The sequence below is a fragment of the Geminicoccus roseus DSM 18922 genome (assembly GCF_000427665.1).
Lineage (GTDB): Bacteria > Pseudomonadota > Alphaproteobacteria > Geminicoccales > Geminicoccaceae > Geminicoccus > Geminicoccus roseus.
In genome coordinates this window covers 4,270,950-4,290,304 of sequence record NZ_KE386572.1, presented here as the reverse complement: position 1 = coordinate 4,290,304, position 19,355 = coordinate 4,270,950, and the positions used below count along the sequence as shown (strand labels likewise).

Genomic DNA, 19,355 nt, shown 5'->3' with positions numbered 1-19,355 from the left:
CGCCCTGGTCTGGAACACAGGTGCTGTGCTCGACAAGGGCATCCATGCGCTGCGCGACGACCGGAAGGATCACCCGTTCGTTCGGCTGAACGGACAGGCCGGGCGGTGGCGGATGACGGGGCTGACGAAGGTGGTGGAGATCCCCATCGTCATCAGCTTCGATGACGCATCTGTCCGGCCGCCGGTTTCGCCACTACCTGATCGGCTTCCCGGCCGCTGGCCACTGCGGCTCAACAGCGACTGGCGGGGCTACCAGCCAGATTTCGGCGACCATTGGAGCGGCGACGGGGACGCCATCCCGGGAGGGCGTGACGGCCCGGGCTGCCAGGGCGGCATCGGAATCGGTGCCTACACGGTCCTGGTCTTCTCGCCGGATCGTTCCTGACGCACCCGATGGTCCGGCTTGGCGGGAACATCTGGGCCGCACGCTCGTTACTTGTCCCTACGTCGGAACCGGCCGGCGCCGAACTGAAGGCGACCGCGATGGCGTTCAACTCGAGGACCATCCCCAGCCTCGCGGCCGTGCCTGCGGGAAACACCACGCAGCACACTGCGGTGATCCTGACCGCGACGGTGGTGGTTGGGGCTGCCATCATCGCGGCACTCTATTTCGGCCAGGACATCCTCATCCCGGTCGCACTCGCGGTGCTGCTGAGCTTCGCGCTGGCGCCTCTGGCCCTGCGCCTGCAGCGGCTGGGGCTGCCGCGCGTGCCGGCGGTGCTGATGGTGGTGCTCGTCGCCTTTGTCGGCCTTGGCGGGTTCGGCATGCTGGTCGGCAGCCAGCTGGTCCAGCTGGCTGACAACCTCCCGCAATACCAGGGCAACGTCGCGGCCAAGATCCAATCCTTCCAGTCGGCCGCGCCTCCACCATGCTGCGGGAACTGGGCGCCCAGCTGGAGCCGGCTGCCCAGGACTTGCCGGCCGGCACGCCGATGACCGTGCGGGTCGAGGCGCAGCCGACCTCGACCCTGAAGATCCTGCAGAGCATCGCCCTGCCGCTGCTGGCACCGGTCGGAACCGCCGGAATCGTCATCGTCCTGGTGGTCTTCATGCTGCTCGAGCGCGAGGATCTGCGCGATCGGCTGATCGGCCTGTCCGGCGGCGACCTGCAGCAGACCACCCAGGCGATGAACGACGTGGCGCGGCGGGTCAGCCGCTTCCTGCTGATGCGGCTGGTGGTCAATGCCACCTACGGCGTCCCGATCGGGATCGGGCTCTGGCTGATCGGCGTGCCCAACGCGCTCCTGTGGGGCGTGCTGGCAACGGTGCTGCGCTTTGTTCCCTATGTCGGCCCATTCGTCGCGGCGCTGTTCCCGATCGCGCTGGCGGTGGCGGTGGATCCCGGCTGGAGCATGTTGGCCTGGACGGTGGGGCTGATCCTCATCATCGAATTGCTCAGCAACTGCGTGGTCGAGCCCTGGCTGTACGGCGCCAGCACCGGCGTCTCCACGGTGGCGATCCTGATCGCCGCGGTGTTCTGGACCGCCCTCTGGGGCCCGATCGGCCTGCTGCTCTCGACGCCGCTCACCGTCTGCCTCGCCGTGGTCGGCCGCTACGTGCCGCACCTGCGGTTCCTCGACGTGATGCTGGGCAGCGACCCGGTGCTGGAACCCCAGGAGCGGCTCTACCAGCGCATGCTGGCCGGCGACGCGCAGGAGGGTGAGGACATGTCCGAGGCGATCCTGGAGCGGCGGCCGCTCGCCACCTTCTACGACGAGGTCGGGCTGCCAGCCCTGCGGCTGGCCGAAGCCAACCGCCGGCGCCGGCGCCTGGTGGGGGAGTTGCGGGCGCTGGTGATTGACGGCTTCGTGCGGCTGGTGGCGGATCTGGCCGACCATGAAGGCGCCGACGTGGAGGAGAAGGATCGCGCTGCCCGGGGAGCACCGGTGGTGTGGAGCGGAACGCCGGTGGTCTGCATCGCCGGCCGGACCGGCCTCGACCGGGCTGCCGCCTGCATGCTGGCGCAACTCCTGGAGCGGCGGGGCATCGGCACGCGGGTCCTGCCGGCCGACGCGATCAGCCCGGAGGCAATCGGCAGCCTCGACCTGGAGGACGTGGAGCTGGTCTGCCTGCCCTATCTGGGCGGGTCCGCCGTCGCGCAGAGCCGCCAGGCCTGCCGCCGCCTGCGCCGCCGTGCCCCGGATGCCAAGCTGATGGTGGCCCTCTGGAACGGCCAGCTGGACGAAAGGAAATGCGACGGCGCCGCCGACGGGCTGGCCGCCGACGGGCTGGCCTGTTCAGTCTCCGATGCATTGCGCCGCATCGAGGCGCTGGCGACCTTGCCCTTGTCCTGCCCGATGATGGCGGCGCCGATTCCGGCCGGCGAGGACGGCCGGCTGGCGGTGCTGCACCAGACCAGGCTGCTTGACACCCCCACCGAGGAGCGGTTCCAGCGGATCACCCGCAAGCTGGCCAAGACGTTCGACATGCCGGTCTGCCTGGTGTCGCTGGTCGACGAGGAGCGGCAGTTCTGGAAGGCGGCCACCGGGCTGCCCGAGGACCTGGCCCGGTCCCGCCATGCCTCGCGGGAAATGTCGATCTGCGGCCATGTCGTCGCCGCCAACGACGTGCTCGTCATCGAGGACGTCCTCAAGGACCGGCGCTTTGCCAACAATCCCTGGCCGAAGGAGCGCGGCATCCGCTTCTATGCCGGCGCCCCGGTCCGACCGGAGGGCGGCCCGGCGATCGGCTCGCTCTGCGTGATCGACATGGTGCCTCATCGGCTGGGCGAGCGCGACTTGGCCTTTCTCCAGCTTATGGCCGACGAGGTGTGGCTGGAGATCCAGCGCGGCATGGCCGCCGACGCCGGACTGTCGCCGCACGAGCCCCATGCACCGGCCAGAGCGGTCGCCGCCTTCTAGCCCGCCCGGCCCGCCTTCAGCCGCGGCCGGACCGCCATGAAGTACACGAACAGGACGGTCAGCAGCAGGAACGCCACGCTGTCCGGGCTGGTGAGGAACACGCTGGGGTCGCCGTCGTTGAGGGCCAGGGAACGGCGCAGGTACTGCTCCAGGTCGGGGCCGAGGATGAAGCCCAGCAGCAGCGACACCACCGGAAAGTTCTCCCGGCGCAGAAAGAACGCGCCCACGCCGAACACCAGCGCCAGCATCATCTGGAAGGTCGAGAAGGTGGCGACGTAGCTGCCGACCAGGGCGACCACCGAGATGCCGGAATAAAGGAGTCCCCGCTGGATCGACACGATCCGCAGCAGGTAGGGACCGAGCAGATAGAGGGTCAGCGGGATCAGCAACAGCGCGCTGACCAGCAGCGAGGCGAACATCGGCGCGATCAGCTCGGACTGGTTCTGCAAAAGGCGGGCACCCGGCTGCAGCCCGTTGATGACCAGCACGCCCAGCACGATCGCCGTGGTCGGGTCGCCCGGGATGCCGAACATCAGCATCGGCACGAAGGCGCCGCCGCACATCGCGTTGTTGGAGCATTCGGCAGCCGCGATCCCCTCGCGGCTGCCATGGCCGTATTCCTCGGGCTTGCGCGAGGTGCGCTTGGCGTCGGCATAGGCCACGAATGCGGCCATGGAGCCGCCGGCCCCCGGCAGGATGCCGGTGCCGTAGCCGATCAGGGCGCTCTTGAGATAGGTCAGCCAGCCGATCGCGCGCACCTCGCTCCAGCGGGGCAGGAAGTCCCGCCTCTTGATGCGGATGCCCTGGACAGCGCCGGCCAGGCCCGGGTCGCCTGGCTTCCAGACCGAGGCCTGGTAGAGGATCTCGCTCACCGCGAAGGTGCCGATGATCAGCGACATCAGGTCGATGCCCTGGGTCAGCGCCTCGGTTCCGAAGGTGAAGCGCGGGATCGGCTGCATCACGTCGATGCCGATCGTGGCGATCATGATGCCCAGGCAGGTGGCGATCACGCCCTTGGCGACCGCGCCGCGCTCGACGATCACGATCACCACCAGCGCGAACAGCACCAGCGAGAACTTGCCGGGCGTGCGGATCAGCAGCGAGGCCTGGGCTGCCAGCGGCAGGAAGGCCATCAGCAGGATCGCGCCGATGCTGCCGCCGATCATCGAGCCCAGCGCGGCATGGCCAAGGGCGTTCGCCCCCTGGCCCGCCTTCATCAGCTGGTGCCCCTCGATCGCGGTCATCATCGAGGACGGCGCGCCCGGGATGTTGATGGTGGTGGCGGTGATGCTGCCCGCATACATCCCGGCCATGAAGATCGAGGCGCACATCACCAGGGACGGCACCACGTCCATGCTGAAGGTCAGCGGCAGCAGGAGGGCGATGGCCAGCACCGAGGTCAGCCCGGGCATCGCGCCGAAGAACGTGCCGATCAGAAAGCCCACGATCATGAAGGCGAAGACCTGCGGGTCCGCCAGGGCGGCGAAGCCCTCCAGCACGAAGCCGAGCACGTCCATCAGAGCCACCCCGCGAGCTTGGGCAGGCGGATGCCGAAGGCGCCCGCGAACAGGGCATAGAACAGGGCGGTGACCAGCACGGCGTAGCCGATCCGCCAGAGCGTCCGGTCCTTCTCGAAGCCGAACACCGCGAACAGGGCCAGGACATAGGCGAAGGTCGAGAGGAGGTAGCCTAGCAGGCCGAACACCAGGATGTAGAGGGCGGTGACGGCCACCACGATCGCCGGCTGCTTCAGGGATCCTTCCAGAGCGGTCGCCCGCCGGCTCCGCCAGGTGGCGAACGTCTGGAAGCCGAGCGCCGCATAGACCAGCAGCGCCGCGATGGTCGGCAGGAAGCGCGGCCCGGCGAAGCCCTCGCTGAACTGCGGGCGGATCCAGAACGACGCCGCCAGATAGACCGTGGTGAGGGTCAGGATGACCGCGGTCAGGCCCGGAGAGATCGGGTCCGCCTGGTCGCTGCGGTCGCTCATCTGCGCTTGCTCCCGATCAGGGGCACGCGGCGGGTCGCATCTCGACCCGCCGCGCCTTCGGCTCACTTGGTCAGGACGCCCTGCTTCACCAGGTCGTCCAGCTGGGCGAACAGCTCGGCCTGGGTCTGGTCGGCCCAGGCGGTGACCTCGGCGCTGCCGAGCCAGCTGGGGGTGACGCCGACATCGGCGACCCAGCTCTGGAACTCCTCGCTCTCCAGGGCGGCCTGGTAGGCGGCCTCCAGCTTGGCGACCACCTCGTCCGGCGTCCCGGCCGGGGCGGCGAACACGATGAAGCTGCCGATCCGCAGGTCCAGCCCGGCATCCGCCGCGGTCTGCACGTCGGGATAGGTCGGGTTGGGGCTGTCGGAGAATTCCAGGAGACCGCGCACCGTGCCGTCGGCCAGCAGCGGCGCGAAGTCGCCGAGGCTGGTGGCGACCACGTCCACCTCGTCCGACAGGATCGCCTCCTTCTGCGGCGCGGCCCCGCCCGGATAGCCGATGATCCGGAACGACGCGCCGGTCTCCTCCTGCAGCTGCAGGATCGCCAGATGGGTGCGCGAGCCGATGTTCTGGATGCCGATCGGGATGTTGCCCGGATCGGCCTTGGCCGCCGCCACCAGGTCGTCCATCGACTGGTAGTCGGAGCCGGCGTCGACGATGATCGCGTCCGGCTCGCTGGTGACCCGGGCGATCAGCTTCAGGTTGTCCATGTCGTAGCTCGGCAGCAGGCCCTGCCAGGGAACCGTCACCACGCTGTCATAGGTCAGCGCGCCGATCGTGTAGCCGTCGGGCTCGGCTTCCATCACCTGGGAGACGCCGGTGGCGCTGATGCCGCCCTCGACGTTCTCCACATACATCGAGGCGCCGATCTCCTGTTCCGCCAAGTTGGTCAGCTTGCGCACGATCCCGTCGGTGCCGCCGCCGGCCCCCCAGGGAACGACGACGCGGATGTCCCGCTCCGGGTAGTCGGCGGATGCCGCGCCGGCCATGCCTGCCACCAGGCACCCGGCGGCGAACGCGAGTGTTCTTGCGATCATTGTTGTTGTCCTCCCTGTCGGGGGGACCGGTCCATCCGGTCCCTCCCCATCGTCAACCTGGCTGCCGGGGACGCGTCCCCGGTGTCCCGCCGGCCCTGCTCAGTCCACCCTCTCCAGCACCATCCGCGGCGAGAGCGCCGCCGGGTCCATCCGGAGATGGATGATCGCCGGCAGGCCGGCCTGCCGGGCCTGGGCGAAGGCGGCCGGAAAATCCTCGTCGCGCTCCACCGTGGCGCCAAAGCCGCCATGGGCCCGCGCCAGCGCGGCGAAGTCGGGATTCACCAGCGCCGTGCCCGAGGGACGTCCGGGATAGTTCCTCTGCTGGTGCATGCGGATGGTGCCGTACATGCCGTTGTCGCTGATCAGGACCACGACGTTCGCCCGCTCCTGGCAGGCGGTGGCGAACTCCTGGCTGACCATCTGGAAGCAGCCGTCGCCGGCCAGGCAGACCACGTCCCGGCCGGGATCGTGGAGCTTCGCCGCGATGGCGGCCGGCAGGCCATAGCCCATGGAGCCCGAGGTCGGCGCCAGCTGGGTGCGCCAGCCGCGATAGCGGTAGTAGCGGTGCAGCCAGGCGGAATAGTTGCCGGCCCCGTTGGTCAGCACCGCGTCGTCGGGCAGCACCTCGTTCAGATGGGCGACGACCCGCTCCATCTTCAAGGTACCCGGCGTTTCCTGGGGTACCTGCCAGGCCTCGTAGTCGGCGCGCGCCTCTGCCCGCCACGGCCGCCTGGGGCCTTCGGCGGCGGCGGCGGCCAGCTGGATCGCCGCCGGCCCCGGCTGCGCCACCAGTGCCAGGTCCGGACGGTAGACCCGGCCGATCTCGGAGGGGTCGGCATGAATGTGGATGAGGCTCTGGGCGGGTACGGGCGGGGTGAGCAGCGTGTAGCCGGAGCTGGTCATCTCGCCGAGCCTGGCACCCAGCGCCAGGATGACGTCCGCCTCGCGGATGCGCTTCGCCAGGGCCGGATTGATGCCGATGCCGACGTCGCCGACATAGTTCGGGTGGCGGTTGTCCAGATAGTCCTGGCAGCGGAACGAGGCGCCGACCGGAAGGTCCAGCGCCTGCGCGAACCTCCCCAGGGCCTCGCAGGCCCGGGCGGACCAGCCGCCGCCACCGGCGATCACGAACGGCCGCTCGGCTTTGGCCAGCCGGACGATCACCTCCTGAATGTCCTGGTCGGCCGCCATGCCGGAGGGCAGGGTCGCGGCCGGCACGGCCTTGCCCTCGGCCGGACCCGACAGCATGTCCTCCGGCAGCGCCAGCACCACCGGTCCGGGCCGGCCGCTCTGCGCGACATGGAAGGCGTGCGACACATATTCCGGGATGCGGTCGGCGCGGTCGATCTCCGCCACCCATTTGGCGAGCGGGCCGAACATCGCGCGGTAGTCGACCTCCTGGAACGCCTCGCGGTCGCGCTGGTCGCTGGCGACCTGGCCCACGAACAGGATCATCGGGGTCGAATCCTGGAAGGCGATGTGCACCCCGGCGCTGGCGTTGGTGGCGCCGGGGCCGCGGGTGACGAAGGCCACGCCAGGGCGGCCGGTCAGCTTGCCGGTGGCCTCGGCCATCATCGCGGCCCCGCCCTCCTGCCGGGCCAGGACGATCTCGACCTGCGAATCCCGCAGCCCGTCCAGCGCCGCCAGAAAGCTTTCGCCGGGAATGCAGAACACCCGCTTCACCCCCTGCGCCACCAGGCATTCGGTCAGGAGGGCGCCGCCATGGCGCGTGGTCGTCTGGGTCATGGCCGCATTCCCTGCCGTATCCTTGTCGTTCAGGCGAAGTCTTCGCGCGCGATCAGCCGCTCGGCGGCCCGCTCGAACCGGGTGCGGGTCGCCAGCCGCGCCGCCTCGGCGTCCTGCCGGGCCAGGCCGTCCAGCACGGCCTCGTGCTCGGCCAGGATGGCAGCGCCGAACTCCGAGGCGGCGGCGTTCTTGAGGAAGGCCGAGCGCAGGTTGTTCTGGATGTTGGATTCGATCATTGCCACGACCTCGGCATAGTAGGCGTTGCCGGAGGCCTCGGTGATCCGGCGGTAGAGCAGCAGTTCGAGGTCGACCCGCTCCTCCAGCGCCGCGTCGGGCCCGCGCCGGTCGGCGTCCTTCATCGCCAGGAAGGTCTCCTGGATCTGCGCCATCTCCCCGTCCGAGCGCACCTGGGCGGCGATCGCCGAGGCCCCGGCCTGGACACCGGTGCGCAGCTGCAGGAGCTGGACGATCTGCTTGCGCTTCTCGAAGCAGGCCGGGCTGATCCGGAAGGCGGAGCGCTGGCCCAGATCGGCGACGAACGCCCCCACCCCGCGCCGCGAATCCACCACGCCGTTGTAGCGCAGGAACGAGATCGCCTCCCGGACCACCGTGCGGGCGACGCCGAAGGTGCGCGACAGCTCCGCCTCGGTGGGCAGGCGGTCGCCCGGGCGCAGCTGGCCGCTCTCGATGGCGCTGGTGATCGAGCCGGCGACTTCGTCGGGCAGGCGGCGCGGTCGGTCGATGCGGCCGAACAGGGGGGCGGTGTCGGTCATGGCGGGCATTCTCCTGGGGCGCGGCCTTTCTAGCAGGATTGGTGGCGCTCGCCGATATGAGTGCTGCATAGATGGAAACAGGTTGTCAGACAACAGATCATGTGCTTCGGTCCGGCCACCAGAACAGGAGGCGGGATGGCAACGCGCATCGGGCTGATCGGCCTTGGCGGCATGGGCCGCGGCCTGGCCAAGAACATGCTCCTGAAGGGGCTGGACCTGACCGTTTACGACCTCGATCCGGCGCGGGTGGAAGCCGCGGTGGCGCAGGGCGCCAAGGCCGGCCAGGGAGCCGCGGCGATGGCCGCAAAGGTCGACGTGCTGTCGGTCTGCGTCACCACCGCCGAGGCGGTGCGCGCCCTGGCGCTGGGCCCTGACGGCGCACTCGCCGCCATGAAGCCCGGGTCCGTGTTCCTGGACCACACCACCGTCTCGCCCGAGCATGTCGACACCATGCGCGCCGCCTGCGCCAAGGCCGGCATCGCCTATGCCGAGGCGCCGATGACCCGGACCCCGGCCCATGCCGACCGCGGCCAGGTCAACATCCTGTTCGGCGGCGAGGAAGAGCTGCTGGAGCGGCTGCGCCCGGTGTTCGCCACCTATGCCGAGAACATCTTCCATGTCGGCCCGGCCGGCCACGCGATCCGGCTGAAGCTGATCCACAACTACATCGCCTTCGCCAACGTCGCCGCCTGGTGCGAGGGCTTCGCCCTGGCCGCCAAGGACGGCCTCGACATGTCGAAGGTCATCGGGATCATCTCGGCCGCGGGCGGCCGCTCGGGCATGATGGACCTCTACGGCGAGCTCACCCTGCGCCGGGACTTCACCCCGCACATGTCCCTGTCCAACGCCCAGAAGGACGTCCGCTACTACGCCGAATGGCTGGAGCAGGCCGGCCTGCCGGGCTTCATGGCGCAGTCGGTCCACCAGACCTTCGCCCTGGCCTCGATCATGGGCCACGGCGCCGAGGGCTGCACCGCCGTGATCAAGGCCTACGAGGACCTGACCGGGATCGAGGCCCGCCTGCCCGACAGCTGATCCACGCTCATCAAGAACAAGGCCGGAGCGCAGCGCCCGCAGCCGGGCGCACGCCATCGGCGATCGATCAACAGGGAGGAATCAACATGCTCAGGACACTGGCCCTGGCCGCCGCGGCCAGCACCGCCCTCGCCTCGGCAGCACTCGCCCAGGACGTGACGCTCCGGCTGGCGCATTTCGCCGCCGACACCCATCCCGCCCAGGCGGCCGCCCAGCAGTTTGCCGACCGCGTGGCGGCGCGCACCGACGGGGCCATCGCCGTCGAGATCTATCCTGCCAACGAGCTTGGCTCGCCGCCCGAGCAGCTCGAGCAGACCGTGCTGGGCGCGGTCGAGATGAGCCTTCCGACCCAGGGCGCCCTGGACAAGTACGAAAAGGCGTTCGGCACGGTGATGACGCCCTTCGCCTTCTCGTCCTACGAGCAGGCCCACCAGGTGCTGGACGGTCCGTTCACCGACTGGGCGGCGCCCAAGCTGGAAGAGCAGGGCCTGGTGATGCTGGCCAACTGGGAATACGGCTTCCGCAACATCACCAACAGCAAGAAGCCGATCGAGAGCCCCGCCGATGTCGAGGGCCTCAAGCTGCGCACCCCGCCGGAGCTGCAGATCGTGGCCGCGATGGAGGGCCTGGGCGCCACCACCACCCAGATAGCGTTTCCCGAACTGCCCAACGCGCTGAACCAGGGCGTGGTCGACGGGCAGGAGAACCCGATCGGGGTGATCTACCATTTCAAGCTGAACGACTTCCAGGAACACCTGGCCCTGACCCGGCACGTCTATAATTCGATGGTCCACGTCATCAACAAGGACGTGTTCGACGGCCTCACCCCGGACCAGCAGGCGATCCTGCGCGAGGAAAGCAAGGCCGCGGGCGACATGATGCGCCAGGCGGTCATCGCCCAGGAGGAGGAGGAGATCGCCGCTTTGGAGCAGGCCGGGATGAAGGTCACCCGCCCGGACCTGGCGCCGTTCGCCGCGAAGATGGGGCCGGCCCGCGAGCGGGTCGCCGAGTATAGCGGTGCTGAGAACATGGCGACCTTCCTGGGCTTCCTCGACTGAACCAAAGGGCCCGAAGCCCGGCTCCGGCCGGGCTTCGCGTCGAGAGGCGCGCATGACCACCTTCCTCATCCTGGGCGTCCTCGTCCTGCTGATCGCGCTCGGCCTGCCGGTCGCGGTCTCCCTCGGCCTCACCGCGGTCGGCTTCTATGTGCTGCTGGGCGATTTCCGCACGCTCGCCATGCTGCCGCAGCGGATGTTCTCCGCCACCACCGGCTTCACCCTGCTGGCGATCCCGTTCTTCATCCTGGCCGGCAACCTGATGAACACCGGCGGGATCACCGAGCGGATCTTCCGCTTCGCCGATGCCTGCGTGGGCCATGTCCGCGGCGGCCTGGGCCAGGTGAACGTGCTGGCGTCGCTGTTCTTCTCGGGCATGTCCGGGGCGGCGGTGGCCGATGCCGCGGGCCTGGGCCAGGTCGAGCTGAAGGCCATGGAGGACAAGGGCTATGATCGCGATTTCTCCGCCGCGATCACCGCCGCCTCCTCGACCATCGGCCCGGTGTTCCCGCCCTCGATCCCCTTCGTGCTCTATTCCTCGATCACCGGCGTCTCGGTGGCCAAGCTGTTCCTGGCCGGCGTGGTGCCGGGCGTCTTGATGGCGCTGGCGCTGATGGCCGCGGTCTGGATCGTCGCCCACCGCACCAAGATGCCGCGCCGCGACCACATGGACTGGACCGAGGTCGCCCGCAGCTTTTCGGGCGCCGCCCTCTCGCTGCTGGCGCCGGTGATCATCATCGCCGGGATCTTCGGCGGCATGTTCACCCCCACCGAGGCCGGCGTCGCCGCCAGCGCCTATGCGCTGATCCTGGCGATGATCGTCTATGGCGAGATCCGCCTCGCCCAGCTGCCGGGCATCCTGTGGGAAACGCTGCAGCACACCATCCGGGTGATGTTCGTGATCGCCGCCGCCGGCTTCTTCGGCTGGCTCCTGATCCACCAGCGCGTCCCCAACCAGCTGGTCAACGCGCTCCTGGCGCTCTCCGACAGCCCTGCCGTGATCCTGGCCATCGTGGTGGCGATCCTGCTGGTGCTGGGCATGTTCCTGGAAGGCATCGCCGTGATCGTCCTGACCGTGCCGCTGTTCGCCCCGGTCATGGACCAGATCGGCGTGGACCCGGTGCAGTTCGGCGTGATCATGATCATGTGCTCGATGGTCGGCCTGCTGACGCCGCCGGTCGGCATGGTGCTGTTCGCGGTCTCCTCGATCGCCGGCCTGTCGGTCGGGCGGCTCTCGGTGGCGCTGCTGCCCTACCTGGCCGGGCTCTGCCTCGTGCTGCTGGCGGTGGTCGCGATCCCGGGCATCTCGACCTGGCTGCCCAACCTGGTGCTCGGGCCATGACCGCGCTTTGCCGGCTCGACCGGGCCGTCGGCATGGTCCTGCGCGCGGTGCCGACCGCCTGCCTGGCGGCCCTGTTCGCGCTGCTGCTGGTCAACGTCGCAGCGCGGACGCTGCAGTTCTCCGGCTTTGCCTGGTTCGACGAGGTGGTGCAGGGCCTGTTCGCCTGGATGGTCTTTGTCGGCGCGGCAGCGCTCTGGCGGGAAAGGGACCATTTCCAGCTGGACTGGCTCCCGGGCTCGCTGCCCCCGGCGCAGGCCCGCCTGGTGCGCATCCTGATCTGCCTGCTGGGCATCGCCTTCCTGGTGGCCATGACCTGGTACGGCGCCACCCTCACCCTCAAGGCCCGGGCGCTGACCCCGATCCTCGACCTGCCGACCGCTCTCTTCTATGTCGCCATCCCGCTGTCGGGCGCGACCATGCTGGCCTACTCGCTGGCCGACCTGTCCAGCCTCCTGTTCCGTTCCAGCCCCCAGAAGGACCCTGCTTGATGATCTTCGACCACCGCACCTATGCCTGCCGCCCCGGCACCATCAACAAGCACATGAAGCTCTACGAGGAGCACGGCTGGAAGGCGCAGGCGCGCAACCTCGGCCAGCCTTTGCTGTACGGCAAGGTCGAGACCGGCGACGTCAATTCCTACGTCCACATCTGGGTCTACAAGGACGCGGCGGACCGCGCCGCCAAGCGCGCGGCCCTGGCCGCCGACCCGGAATGGCAGGCCTATCTCAAGCTCAGCGCCGAGGCGGGCTACCTGGTGAGCCAGGTCAACTCGATCCTGACCAGCGCGCCCTTCTTCCAGATGCCCGAGGGCTACGCGCTCGCCGACGGCCCCGGCGCCGGCTGACCCCGAGGATCCGCCCGGGTCTCAGCCGCGCAGCCGCAGCGGGCCGACCCGGGCCTCCTCGACCCGCAGCTCCGCCGACCATCGCAGGCTGGAGAACGGCAGCTCGATCCCGTGGCGGCGCAACGGCTCCCGCAGGAGCGCCAGCGGGTTGGCGCAGGCCAGCCGCAGCGCCTCGCGCGGCGTGGCCAGGCCCCAGGCGACCAGGTTGCGCACGGCCTGGTCCAGCCGGAGCGAGGAGCCGGCAAGGTAGGCGCTGCCGGGCTGGCGCACCGTGCCATCGGCCGTCAGCTCCACGGTCATCCCGGCGAACGGGTGCAGGCCGGGCGTGGCGCCGGCGGCCGAGATCGCATCGGTCACCAGGACCAGCCGGTCCAGGCCCTTGGCGCGCAGCATGACCTTGAGCACCGCCGGCGGGACATGGATCCCGTCGGCGATCACGGTTGCCACCAGCCGGTCCTCGGCCAGCTGCAGGAGGAACGGGTTGGCGAGCTTGGGCAGGGTCTGCGGCAGGCCGTTGCCCAGATGGGTGGACAGGCTGGCCCCGGCCGCCACCGCCGCCTCCAGGCCGGCCGCGTCCACCGCCGAATGACCGATCGCGACGAGCTTGCCGGCGGCCCGGGCGCGCTCGATCAGGCCCGGCACGCCCGGCCGCTCCGGCGCCGCGGTGACCAGCAGGATCGGCCGGCGCAGCCCCGCTTCCAGCGACGCCACCAGGTCCCAGGACGCGACGCCCATGGCGTCCGGCGGATGGCAGCCGGCATAGCCGTCCGCCGGATTGAGGAACGGCCCCTCCAGATGGTAGCCCGGCACCATCCAGCGCCCGAGCCGGCTGGCGGCCACCGCCTCGTCCAGAGCCGCGAAGCGCGCCCGGAGCTCGTCCGGCTGGGCGGTGATGATGGTGGGCAGGCAGACGGTGACGCCGCTGGCGAGCATCGCCAGCAGCGCCCGGTCCAGCGCCCCCGCATCGAGCCCAGGATCGTTGAAGTCGACCCCGGCAAAGCCGTTGACCTGCAGGTCGACCAGACCGGCGGTCGTCCCGCCCTGGCCGAAGGCCAGGCCCTCGGCCGGGTCCTGCTCCAGCACGCGGCCCTGCTCGTCCGGATGCACGTCCAGGATGGCGACGCCGGTGTCCAGCGGCACGCGTCCGGGCGCCTCGGCCTCGAGACGCATCGCGGCCGGATCGGTCTCAGCCATGCCGGCCGCTCAGTTGCGACGCCGAGGCCGGGTCCAGCAGCAGGACGCAGTCCGGGTGCTGCTGGAGGATCGAAGCGGGATAGTCCGGCGTCACCGGGCCTTCCACGGCATGGCGCACCGCCTCGGCCTTGCGCGCGTCCGGCACCGAGAGCACCACGCGCGCAGCCTTGGCGATCTGCCGGACGCTCATCGAGATCGCGGTGGCCGGGACGTCCTCCAGGGAGGGGAACCAGCCCTCGCCCAGCTGCTGCCGGCGGCAGGCCTCGTCCAGCGTCACCACGATGAACGGCTCCTCGGTCTCGAAATCGGCCGGCGGATCGTTGAACGCCAGATGGCAGTTCTCGCCGATGCCGGCAAAGCAGACATCGATCGGACGATTGCCGATCCGTTCGCCCAGGCGCTTCGCCTCGGCCGCCGGATCCCCGGCATCGCCGTCCACCGGCACGAAGCGGACCCGGCCGCCCAGCGGCGTCACGAACCGCTCGGCGAGGTAGCGCCGGAAGCTGGCGGGATGGTCGGCCGGCAGCCCGACATACTCGTCCAGATGGAAGGCGGTGACCTTCGACCAGTCGATGCCTTCCGCCGCCACCAGCCGCTCCAGCATCTCGAACTGGCTGGCGCCGGTGGCGACCACGATCACCGCCTCGCCCCTGGCCGCGATCGCGTCCCGGATCGCCTCCGCGCCGATCCGCGCGGCCTCGGCGCCGAGTTCGGTCTTGCTGGGCTTGATCACGACCTGCATGGCGCCTTCCTTTTTCGGAACAGGTGCTGGAACGAATTGGGCAGATCGCTACGCCGCCCTCCGCAAGGGCGCAACCCACACCGGAAACGTCGCCGGCATATTTTTCAACATGGACCGTTCAATAAGGTTGACCTGCCGCGCCGGCCGAAGCACCCATCCACGGATCGGATGGGATGATCAGCGGAGAAACAAGATGATGTTCGCTTCCAGGGCGCGACTTCCCGCGCTTGCTGTCCTGCTCGCCGGCCTCGTGGCCACCAGCGGCATGGCGACGGCGCAGACCACGCTGCGCTTGGCCGAGAACCAGCCGGACGACAATCCCGTCACGATCGCGATGCAGCGCTTCGCGGAGCTGGTCGACCAGAAGACCAACGGCGAGGTGAAGGTCGAGGTCTACTCCGGCGGCCAGCTCGGCCAGGAGCCGGAATCGATCGAGCAGGCGCAGGCCGGCGTCATCGACTTCGCCCGGGTCAACTCGGTGGTGCTGGCCAATGTCAGCCCATCCATGGGCGCGTTCACCCTGCCCTACGTGTTCCGCGACGTGGAACACAAGTACAAGGTGCTGGACGGCGATGTCGGCCAGGAGGTGCTGGCGGACCTGCAGCAGGTCGGCCTGATCGGCTTCGACTACATGGAGGCCGGCACCCGCAACTTCTACAGTGGCGCCGACCACCCGGTGAAAAGCATCGAGGACCTCAAGGGCCTGAAGATCCGCGTGCAGCCGGCGCCGATCTCGACCCGGATGGTCGAGCTGCTGGGCGCCACCCCCACCCCGATGAACTATGGCGAGGTCTATTCCGCGCTGCAGACCGGCGTGATCGACGGCGCCGAGAACGACTATGTGAGCTACCTCACCTCCTCGCATTTCGACGTCGCCCCGAACCTGATCGAGGACGGCCATCTGAGCCCGCCGGCCCTGCTGGTCATGAACCTCGCGACCTTCCAGGGCCTGCCGCAGGAGCAGCAGGACGCGATCCGCGAGGCCGCCGCCGAGGCCGCCGAGTTCGAGCGCGAGGCGATGCTCAAGGCCAACGAGGAAGCCAAGGCCAAGGTCCAGGAGGCCGGGGTGACCATCACCACGGTCGACAACGCGCCGTTCCGCGAGGCGGTGGCCCCGATCTACGACGAGTTCCCGGACCTGAAGCCGCTGCTCGAGCGCATCCAGGCCGTGCAGTAGGCCCAACGCGCCGCCCGGCCGCGTCCCGCGCCGCCGGGCGGAACGCTCATCGTTCCCCATCGGAGCAGCAAGTCCAGATGCAGGCCCTCGACCGCATCCTCGCCGTCGTCGACCGGGTCATGGAGGTGGTCTGCCACCTCCTCCTGGTGGTGATCACGGCGATCACCGTCCTGCAGGTGTTCCTGCGCTTCGTGCTGGACCGGCCGACCAGCTGGTCGGAGGAGCTGGCCCTGCTGCTGCTGATCTGGTTCGGCATGATCGCGATCGGCATCGCCATCCGCCGGCACGGCCACATCGCGATCATGGCGGTGCGCGACCGCCTGCCGCCCCGCCTGGCCCATGCGGTGGATCTGTTCGCCCAGCTCCTGATCCTGGGCTTCTCCCTGGTGCTGTTCGCCAAGAGCTTCGAGCTGATCGGGCTGTCCGGCGTGCAGGTGATGCCGGCCCTCGGGATCTCGCGGGCCTGGCTCTACTACCCGGTCCTGGTCGGCGGGCTGCTGATGAGCGTCAATGCGCTGGGCAACCTCGTGCTCGGCCGCGTCGCCGCCCCCGATCCGGAGACCATGGGCTGATGGGCGACCCGATCGGAATCGGCCTCCTGCTCGGCGGCTTTCTCGTGCTCATGCTCCTGCGCGTGCCGATCGCGTTCGCGCTGGGCATCTCGTCCATGGTGACCGCCTTCTATCTCGGCATCCCCAGCCTGTTCGTCGCCCAGCGCATGGTCAACGGGCTGAACTCCTTCACCTTCCTGGCGGTGCCGTTCTTCATCCTGGCCGGCCAGCTGATGACCGAGGGCGGTATCTCCGAGCGGCTGGTCCGCTTCGCCGACACCCTGATCGGCCGGGTGCGCGGCGGCATCGCCCAGGTCAACATCGTGGCGAGCATGCTGTTCGGCGGCATCTCCGGCTCTTCCGTGGCCGACGTCGCCTCGATCGGCTCCTTCCTGATCCCGGCGATGAAGGACCGCGGCTATAAGCCCGGCTACGCGGTGGCGGTGACCGTCACCTCCTCGGTGCAGGGCGTGGTGATCCCCCCCAGTCAGAACATGATCTACTATGCGCTCGCCGCCGGCGGCCTGCCGATCGGGCAGCTGTTCCTGGCGGGCTACATCCCGGGCGTCATCCTGGGCGCCTCCCTGATGGGCCTGGCCTTCCTGCTGGCCGTCGTCCAGGGCCATCCGGTGGGACGGCGCTATGGCTGGCGCGAGGGGCTGAAGGTGGCGATCGACGCATCGATCGGCCTGTTCACCATCGTCATCATCATCGGCGGCATCGTCGGCGGCATCTTCACCGCCACCGAATCGGCGGCGGTCGCCGTGGCCTACGCGCTGCTCGTGACCATCCTGGTCTATCGCACGATGACCTGGAAGAAGGCGCTGGCGGTGCTGCGCGGCTCGCTGGAGACGCTGGCCATGGTGATCGCCATCATCATGACCTCGTCCGCCTTCGGCTTCCTGCTGTCCTACCTGAAAGTGCCGACGGCGCTGGCCGGCATGATCTTCTCGCTCTCCGGCGACCCGGTGTTCGTGCTGCTCGCGATCAACGTCCTGCTGCTGGTGCTGGGCATGCTGATGGACATGGGCGTGCTGATCCTGATCCTCACGCCGATCCTCCTGCCGATCGCCAAGAGCATCGGGGTCGACCCGATCCATTTCGGCATCATCATGATGATCAACCTGGGCATCGGGCTGGTGACGCCCCCGGTCGGCACCTCGCTGATCGTCGGCTGCTCGATCGCCCGCGTGCCGATCGAGCGGACGCTGCGGGACATGCTGCCGTTCTACCTGGTCATGGTGCTGGTGCTGATGCTGGTCACCTACGTGCCGGCTTTGTCCCTGACCCTGCCGAACCTGTTCCGCTAGGAGCCGCCGCCCTGTCGCCGGACCTCCCCCTCGCCCCGGCCGCGCCCATGGCGGCGTTTCTTCCCCGGGCAGCGGCCTCGGCCCAGGCGGGCGAGCGGGCAAGGCTGCTGCGCGCCGTCGCCGAGGGACGGGCGGCCTCGCGCAAGGAGATGTCGGACCTGTTCGGGATCCGCTCCTCCACCGTGTCAGAGCTGGTGGGCGACCTGGTGGCCGCGGGTCTTCTGGCCGAAACCCCGGTGCGCTCCGGCGGGCGCGGCCGGCCCGCCCAGCTCCTGGTCGCCAACCCGAACCGGCTGGCCGCGGTGGTGTTCCGGATCGCCAGCCAGTCGGTCCAGGCGGCCATCGTCAACCTCGCCGGACAGGCGGTCGCCGCCGAGCGTGCGGACGTGCCGGTCGGCTGCGACAACCAGCAGATGGCCGAAACCTTCCAGGAGCTGGCAGGGCGCCTGCAGGGGCTGGTTCCCCGCCATGCCGATCTCGCCGGCCTGAGCTTCTCGCTGTCCGGGGTGGTGGACGCGGCCTCGCAGCGCTGGCTGTTCTCGTCGCGCTGGCCCCGCCTGCGCAGCCTCGACATTGGCGAGGCCGTGCGCGCGACGAACCTGCCGGTGGCCGTGGCCCGCAACCTCGACGTGGAGCTGCGCGCCCGCCTGGCGCGCTCCGAGGATCGGGCCGGCGGCACGCTGCTCCTGCACTGGGGCTACGGCATCGGCGCGTCGTTCGCCATCGACGGCATCCCGATCAATGGCGGCGAAGGCCGGTTCGGCGAGATCGGCCATTGCCGGGTGTCGGCGGCGGCCGCCGCACCCTGCCGCTGCGGCCGGACGGGATGCCTGGAGACCCTGGCCTCGCTCTGGGCGCTCCAGCCGGTCCTGGCGGAGCGCTGGCCGATGCTCGACATCGACGAGACGGCGCTGGCCCGGCAGGTCGGCGCCATCGACCTTCTGTCGCTGCCCGCCATGGACCGCGCGGTCGACCAGGTGGTGGTGGCGCTGGCCAATCTGTGCCGGATCCTGTTCCCGCGCCGGGTGGTGATCTCCGGCCCGTTCGTCGCGAATCCGCAGGTATGGGCCGAGTTCCACCGCCGCTTCCAGGCCGAGGGCCTGCTGACCGCCGTGGCTTCCCCGGACCTTCAGGCCGACCAGCGCAGCAGCGAGCTGGAGCTGGAGGGCGCCGCAGCACCCCTACTCACCGCGGCGATGGCGCGGCTGCTGTCCCGCTAGCTGAACCGGAAACTGCCGCCGACCACCACCCTCCCTGCCTCCCCGGCCCAGACGACCGAAGCTCCGGACGGGCGCGGGGTGCTGGTCGAGGAAGGACCTACGCCCGTGCCTCCTGCCAGTGGGGATAGGTGACATAGGCCGTAAGCGCGCCCTGCTCATGCGACCGGATCGTGACCTTCTGGCCTTTTGGCATATGGACGATGTCACCAGGTCCTGCGGTGACGCTGCCGGCCTCTCCGGACACCGACAGCCGCCCCTCGAGGACGATCATCACATCATCGACGGCCATCGTCTCCTCGAGCACCTGATCCGGCCCATAGCGCCCGTACCCGATGGTGATCGGGGAGCCATGACGCTGATCGACCAGATTGGCGACGAATACGTCTCCGTCCTGCCCTGGGGACCGCGCCAGCACTGCGTCGGCGATGGAGAACTTGCTGACTTTCATGGGAACTGCACCTCTCGCCAGTGTGTCGTCCTC

At 69.6% G+C, this 19,355-nt stretch carries 20 protein-coding genes; 12 read left to right on the top strand and 8 right to left on the bottom strand.

Going from position 1 to position 19,355, the window contains the following annotated elements:
• Positions 1-25 precede the first annotated feature (25 nt).
• The 3 genes from GEMRO_RS32915 to GEMRO_RS35740 all read left to right on the top strand — a co-directional run bounded on the left by GEMRO_RS32915 (position 26) and on the right by GEMRO_RS35740 (position 2,861).
• Positions 26-385: a hypothetical protein gene (locus tag GEMRO_RS32915; protein WP_051329317.1), complete on the top strand. Its 360-nt coding sequence runs from the start codon at positions 26-28 to the stop codon at positions 383-385.
• A 98-nt stretch (positions 386-483) separates the two neighbouring features.
• Positions 484-936, top strand: coding sequence for an AI-2E family transporter (locus GEMRO_RS35745; protein WP_169728423.1), 453 nt, complete (start codon positions 484-486; stop codon positions 934-936).
• The gene (locus GEMRO_RS35740) at positions 870-2,861 is read left to right on the top strand and encodes an AI-2E family transporter (RefSeq protein ID WP_051329315.1); all 1,992 of its coding nucleotides are present in this window, start codon (positions 870-872) and stop codon (positions 2,859-2,861) included. Before GEMRO_RS35745 ends, GEMRO_RS35740 begins: the two co-directional genes overlap by 67 nt.
• Here the strand turns inward: GEMRO_RS35740 and GEMRO_RS0121270 are convergent.
• The 5 genes from GEMRO_RS0121270 to GEMRO_RS0121250 all read right to left on the bottom strand — a co-directional run bounded on the left by GEMRO_RS0121270 (position 2,858) and on the right by GEMRO_RS0121250 (position 8,404).
• The gene (locus GEMRO_RS0121270; protein ID WP_035485768.1) at positions 2,858-4,378 is read right to left on the bottom strand and encodes a tripartite tricarboxylate transporter permease; all 1,521 of its coding nucleotides are present in this window, start codon (positions 4,376-4,378) and stop codon (positions 2,858-2,860) included. The two genes, GEMRO_RS35740 and GEMRO_RS0121270, sit on opposite strands and share 4 nt — an antisense overlap.
• Positions 4,378-4,848: a tripartite tricarboxylate transporter TctB family protein gene (locus GEMRO_RS0121265; protein ID WP_027135625.1), complete on the bottom strand. Its 471-nt coding sequence runs from the start codon at positions 4,846-4,848 to the stop codon at positions 4,378-4,380. The genes GEMRO_RS0121270 and GEMRO_RS0121265 overlap by 1 nt, the downstream gene beginning before the upstream one ends.
• 62 nt (positions 4,849-4,910) lie before the next feature.
• Complete coding sequence (locus GEMRO_RS0121260; protein ID WP_027135624.1) at positions 4,911-5,885, bottom strand: Bug family tripartite tricarboxylate transporter substrate binding protein; 975 nt, start codon at positions 5,883-5,885, stop codon at positions 4,911-4,913.
• Positions 5,886-5,984: 99 nt separating this feature from the next.
• Complete coding sequence (locus GEMRO_RS0121255) at positions 5,985-7,631, bottom strand: thiamine pyrophosphate-binding protein (protein WP_027135623.1); 1,647 nt, start codon at positions 7,629-7,631, stop codon at positions 5,985-5,987.
• 29 nt (positions 7,632-7,660) lie between these two features.
• On the bottom strand, positions 7,661-8,404 hold the full coding sequence (locus GEMRO_RS0121250; protein WP_027135622.1) for a FadR/GntR family transcriptional regulator: 744 nt from the start codon (positions 8,402-8,404) through the stop codon (positions 7,661-7,663).
• 135 nt (positions 8,405-8,539) lie between these two features.
• On the opposite strand from GEMRO_RS0121250, the gene GEMRO_RS0121245 reads away from it, so the two are divergent.
• The 5 genes from GEMRO_RS0121245 (at position 8,540) to GEMRO_RS30995 (ending at position 12,680) form a co-directional block, all read left to right on the top strand.
• A complete protein-coding gene (locus tag GEMRO_RS0121245; protein WP_027135621.1) occupies positions 8,540-9,439 on the top strand; it encodes an NAD(P)-dependent oxidoreductase in 900 nt (299 codons plus the stop codon).
• An 86-nt stretch (positions 9,440-9,525) separates the two neighbouring features.
• Entirely contained in the window at positions 9,526-10,497 is a 972-nt protein-coding gene (locus tag GEMRO_RS0121240) for a TRAP transporter substrate-binding protein (protein ID WP_027135620.1), read from the top strand.
• A 52-nt stretch (positions 10,498-10,549) separates the two neighbouring features.
• A complete protein-coding gene (locus GEMRO_RS0121235) occupies positions 10,550-11,836 on the top strand; it encodes a TRAP transporter large permease (protein WP_027135619.1) in 1,287 nt (428 codons plus the stop codon).
• The gene (locus GEMRO_RS0121230; RefSeq protein ID WP_027135618.1) at positions 11,833-12,324 is read left to right on the top strand and encodes a TRAP transporter small permease; all 492 of its coding nucleotides are present in this window, start codon (positions 11,833-11,835) and stop codon (positions 12,322-12,324) included. Before GEMRO_RS0121235 ends, GEMRO_RS0121230 begins: the two co-directional genes overlap by 4 nt.
• Entirely contained in the window at positions 12,324-12,680 is a 357-nt protein-coding gene (locus GEMRO_RS30995; protein ID WP_051329314.1) for an NIPSNAP family protein, read from the top strand. The genes GEMRO_RS0121230 and GEMRO_RS30995 overlap by 1 nt, the downstream gene beginning before the upstream one ends.
• Positions 12,681-12,701: 21 nt before the next feature.
• Here the strand turns inward: GEMRO_RS30995 and GEMRO_RS0121220 are convergent, their stop codons facing one another.
• Positions 12,702-13,874 carry an N-acetylglucosamine-6-phosphate deacetylase gene (locus tag GEMRO_RS0121220; RefSeq protein ID WP_240476729.1) on the bottom strand — a complete coding sequence of 391 codons (1,173 nt, stop codon included), beginning with the start codon at positions 13,872-13,874 and terminating at the stop codon, positions 12,702-12,704.
• Complete coding sequence (locus GEMRO_RS0121215) at positions 13,867-14,616, bottom strand: glucosamine-6-phosphate deaminase (RefSeq protein WP_027135616.1); 750 nt, start codon at positions 14,614-14,616, stop codon at positions 13,867-13,869. Before GEMRO_RS0121215 ends, GEMRO_RS0121220 begins: the two co-directional genes overlap by 8 nt.
• 193 nt (positions 14,617-14,809) lie before the next feature.
• On the opposite strand from GEMRO_RS0121215, the gene GEMRO_RS0121210 reads away from it, so the two are divergent.
• From GEMRO_RS0121210 to GEMRO_RS0121195, 4 genes are all read left to right on the top strand, one after another.
• Positions 14,810-15,793: a TRAP transporter substrate-binding protein gene (locus tag GEMRO_RS0121210; protein ID WP_027135615.1), complete on the top strand. Its 984-nt coding sequence runs from the start codon at positions 14,810-14,812 to the stop codon at positions 15,791-15,793.
• Positions 15,794-15,870: 77 nt separating this feature from the next.
• Positions 15,871-16,365 (top strand): TRAP transporter small permease, encoded by a 495-nt coding sequence (locus GEMRO_RS0121205; protein WP_027135614.1) that lies wholly within the window; start codon positions 15,871-15,873, stop codon positions 16,363-16,365.
• Positions 16,365-17,654, top strand: a complete 1,290-nt coding sequence (locus GEMRO_RS0121200; RefSeq protein WP_027135613.1) for a TRAP transporter large permease — start codon at positions 16,365-16,367, stop codon at positions 17,652-17,654. Before GEMRO_RS0121205 ends, GEMRO_RS0121200 begins: the two co-directional genes overlap by 1 nt.
• 47 nt (positions 17,655-17,701) lie before the next feature.
• Positions 17,702-18,874 (top strand): ROK family transcriptional regulator, encoded by a 1,173-nt coding sequence (locus tag GEMRO_RS0121195; RefSeq protein ID WP_027135612.1) that lies wholly within the window; start codon positions 17,702-17,704, stop codon positions 18,872-18,874.
• Between the two features lie 97 nt (positions 18,875-18,971).
• On the opposite strand, the gene GEMRO_RS0121190 is transcribed toward GEMRO_RS0121195, so the two are convergent.
• Positions 18,972-19,322: an ethanolamine utilization protein gene (locus GEMRO_RS0121190; protein WP_027135611.1), complete on the bottom strand. Its 351-nt coding sequence runs from the start codon at positions 19,320-19,322 to the stop codon at positions 18,972-18,974.
• Between the last annotated feature and the right edge of the window lie 33 nt (positions 19,323-19,355).

Coding starts and splice junctions, on each gene's coding strand:
- GEMRO_RS0121215 (WP_027135616.1), bottom strand. CDS start 14,616: ATGCAGGTCGTGATCAAGCCCAGCAAGACCGAACTCGGCGCCGAGGCC.
- GEMRO_RS0121195 (WP_027135612.1), top strand. CDS start 17,702: ATGGCGGCGTTTCTTCCCCGGGCAGCGGCCTCGGCCCAGGCGGGCGAG.
- GEMRO_RS0121245 (WP_027135621.1), top strand. CDS start 8,540: ATGGCAACGCGCATCGGGCTGATCGGCCTTGGCGGCATGGGCCGCGGC.
- GEMRO_RS35740 (WP_051329315.1), top strand. CDS start 870: ATGCTGCGGGAACTGGGCGCCCAGCTGGAGCCGGCTGCCCAGGACTTG.
- GEMRO_RS0121250 (WP_027135622.1), bottom strand. CDS start 8,404: ATGACCGACACCGCCCCCCTGTTCGGCCGCATCGACCGACCGCGCCGC.
- GEMRO_RS0121205 (WP_027135614.1), top strand. CDS start 15,871: ATGCAGGCCCTCGACCGCATCCTCGCCGTCGTCGACCGGGTCATGGAG.
- GEMRO_RS0121230 (WP_027135618.1), top strand. CDS start 11,833: ATGACCGCGCTTTGCCGGCTCGACCGGGCCGTCGGCATGGTCCTGCGC.
- GEMRO_RS0121220 (WP_240476729.1), bottom strand. CDS start 13,874: ATGGCTGAGACCGATCCGGCCGCGATGCGTCTCGAGGCCGAGGCGCCC.
- GEMRO_RS0121190 (WP_027135611.1), bottom strand. CDS start 19,322: ATGAAAGTCAGCAAGTTCTCCATCGCCGACGCAGTGCTGGCGCGGTCC.
- GEMRO_RS0121260 (WP_027135624.1), bottom strand. CDS start 5,885: ATGATCGCAAGAACACTCGCGTTCGCCGCCGGGTGCCTGGTGGCAGGC.
- GEMRO_RS0121200 (WP_027135613.1), top strand. CDS start 16,365: ATGGGCGACCCGATCGGAATCGGCCTCCTGCTCGGCGGCTTTCTCGTG.
- GEMRO_RS30995 (WP_051329314.1), top strand. CDS start 12,324: ATGATCTTCGACCACCGCACCTATGCCTGCCGCCCCGGCACCATCAAC.
- GEMRO_RS0121240 (WP_027135620.1), top strand. CDS start 9,526: ATGCTCAGGACACTGGCCCTGGCCGCCGCGGCCAGCACCGCCCTCGCC.
- GEMRO_RS0121210 (WP_027135615.1), top strand. CDS start 14,810: ATGATGTTCGCTTCCAGGGCGCGACTTCCCGCGCTTGCTGTCCTGCTC.
- GEMRO_RS0121270 (WP_035485768.1), bottom strand. CDS start 4,378: ATGGACGTGCTCGGCTTCGTGCTGGAGGGCTTCGCCGCCCTGGCGGAC.
- GEMRO_RS0121235 (WP_027135619.1), top strand. CDS start 10,550: ATGACCACCTTCCTCATCCTGGGCGTCCTCGTCCTGCTGATCGCGCTC.
- GEMRO_RS35745 (WP_169728423.1), top strand. CDS start 484: ATGGCGTTCAACTCGAGGACCATCCCCAGCCTCGCGGCCGTGCCTGCG.
- GEMRO_RS0121265 (WP_027135625.1), bottom strand. CDS start 4,848: ATGAGCGACCGCAGCGACCAGGCGGACCCGATCTCTCCGGGCCTGACC.
- GEMRO_RS0121255 (WP_027135623.1), bottom strand. CDS start 7,631: ATGACCCAGACGACCACGCGCCATGGCGGCGCCCTCCTGACCGAATGC.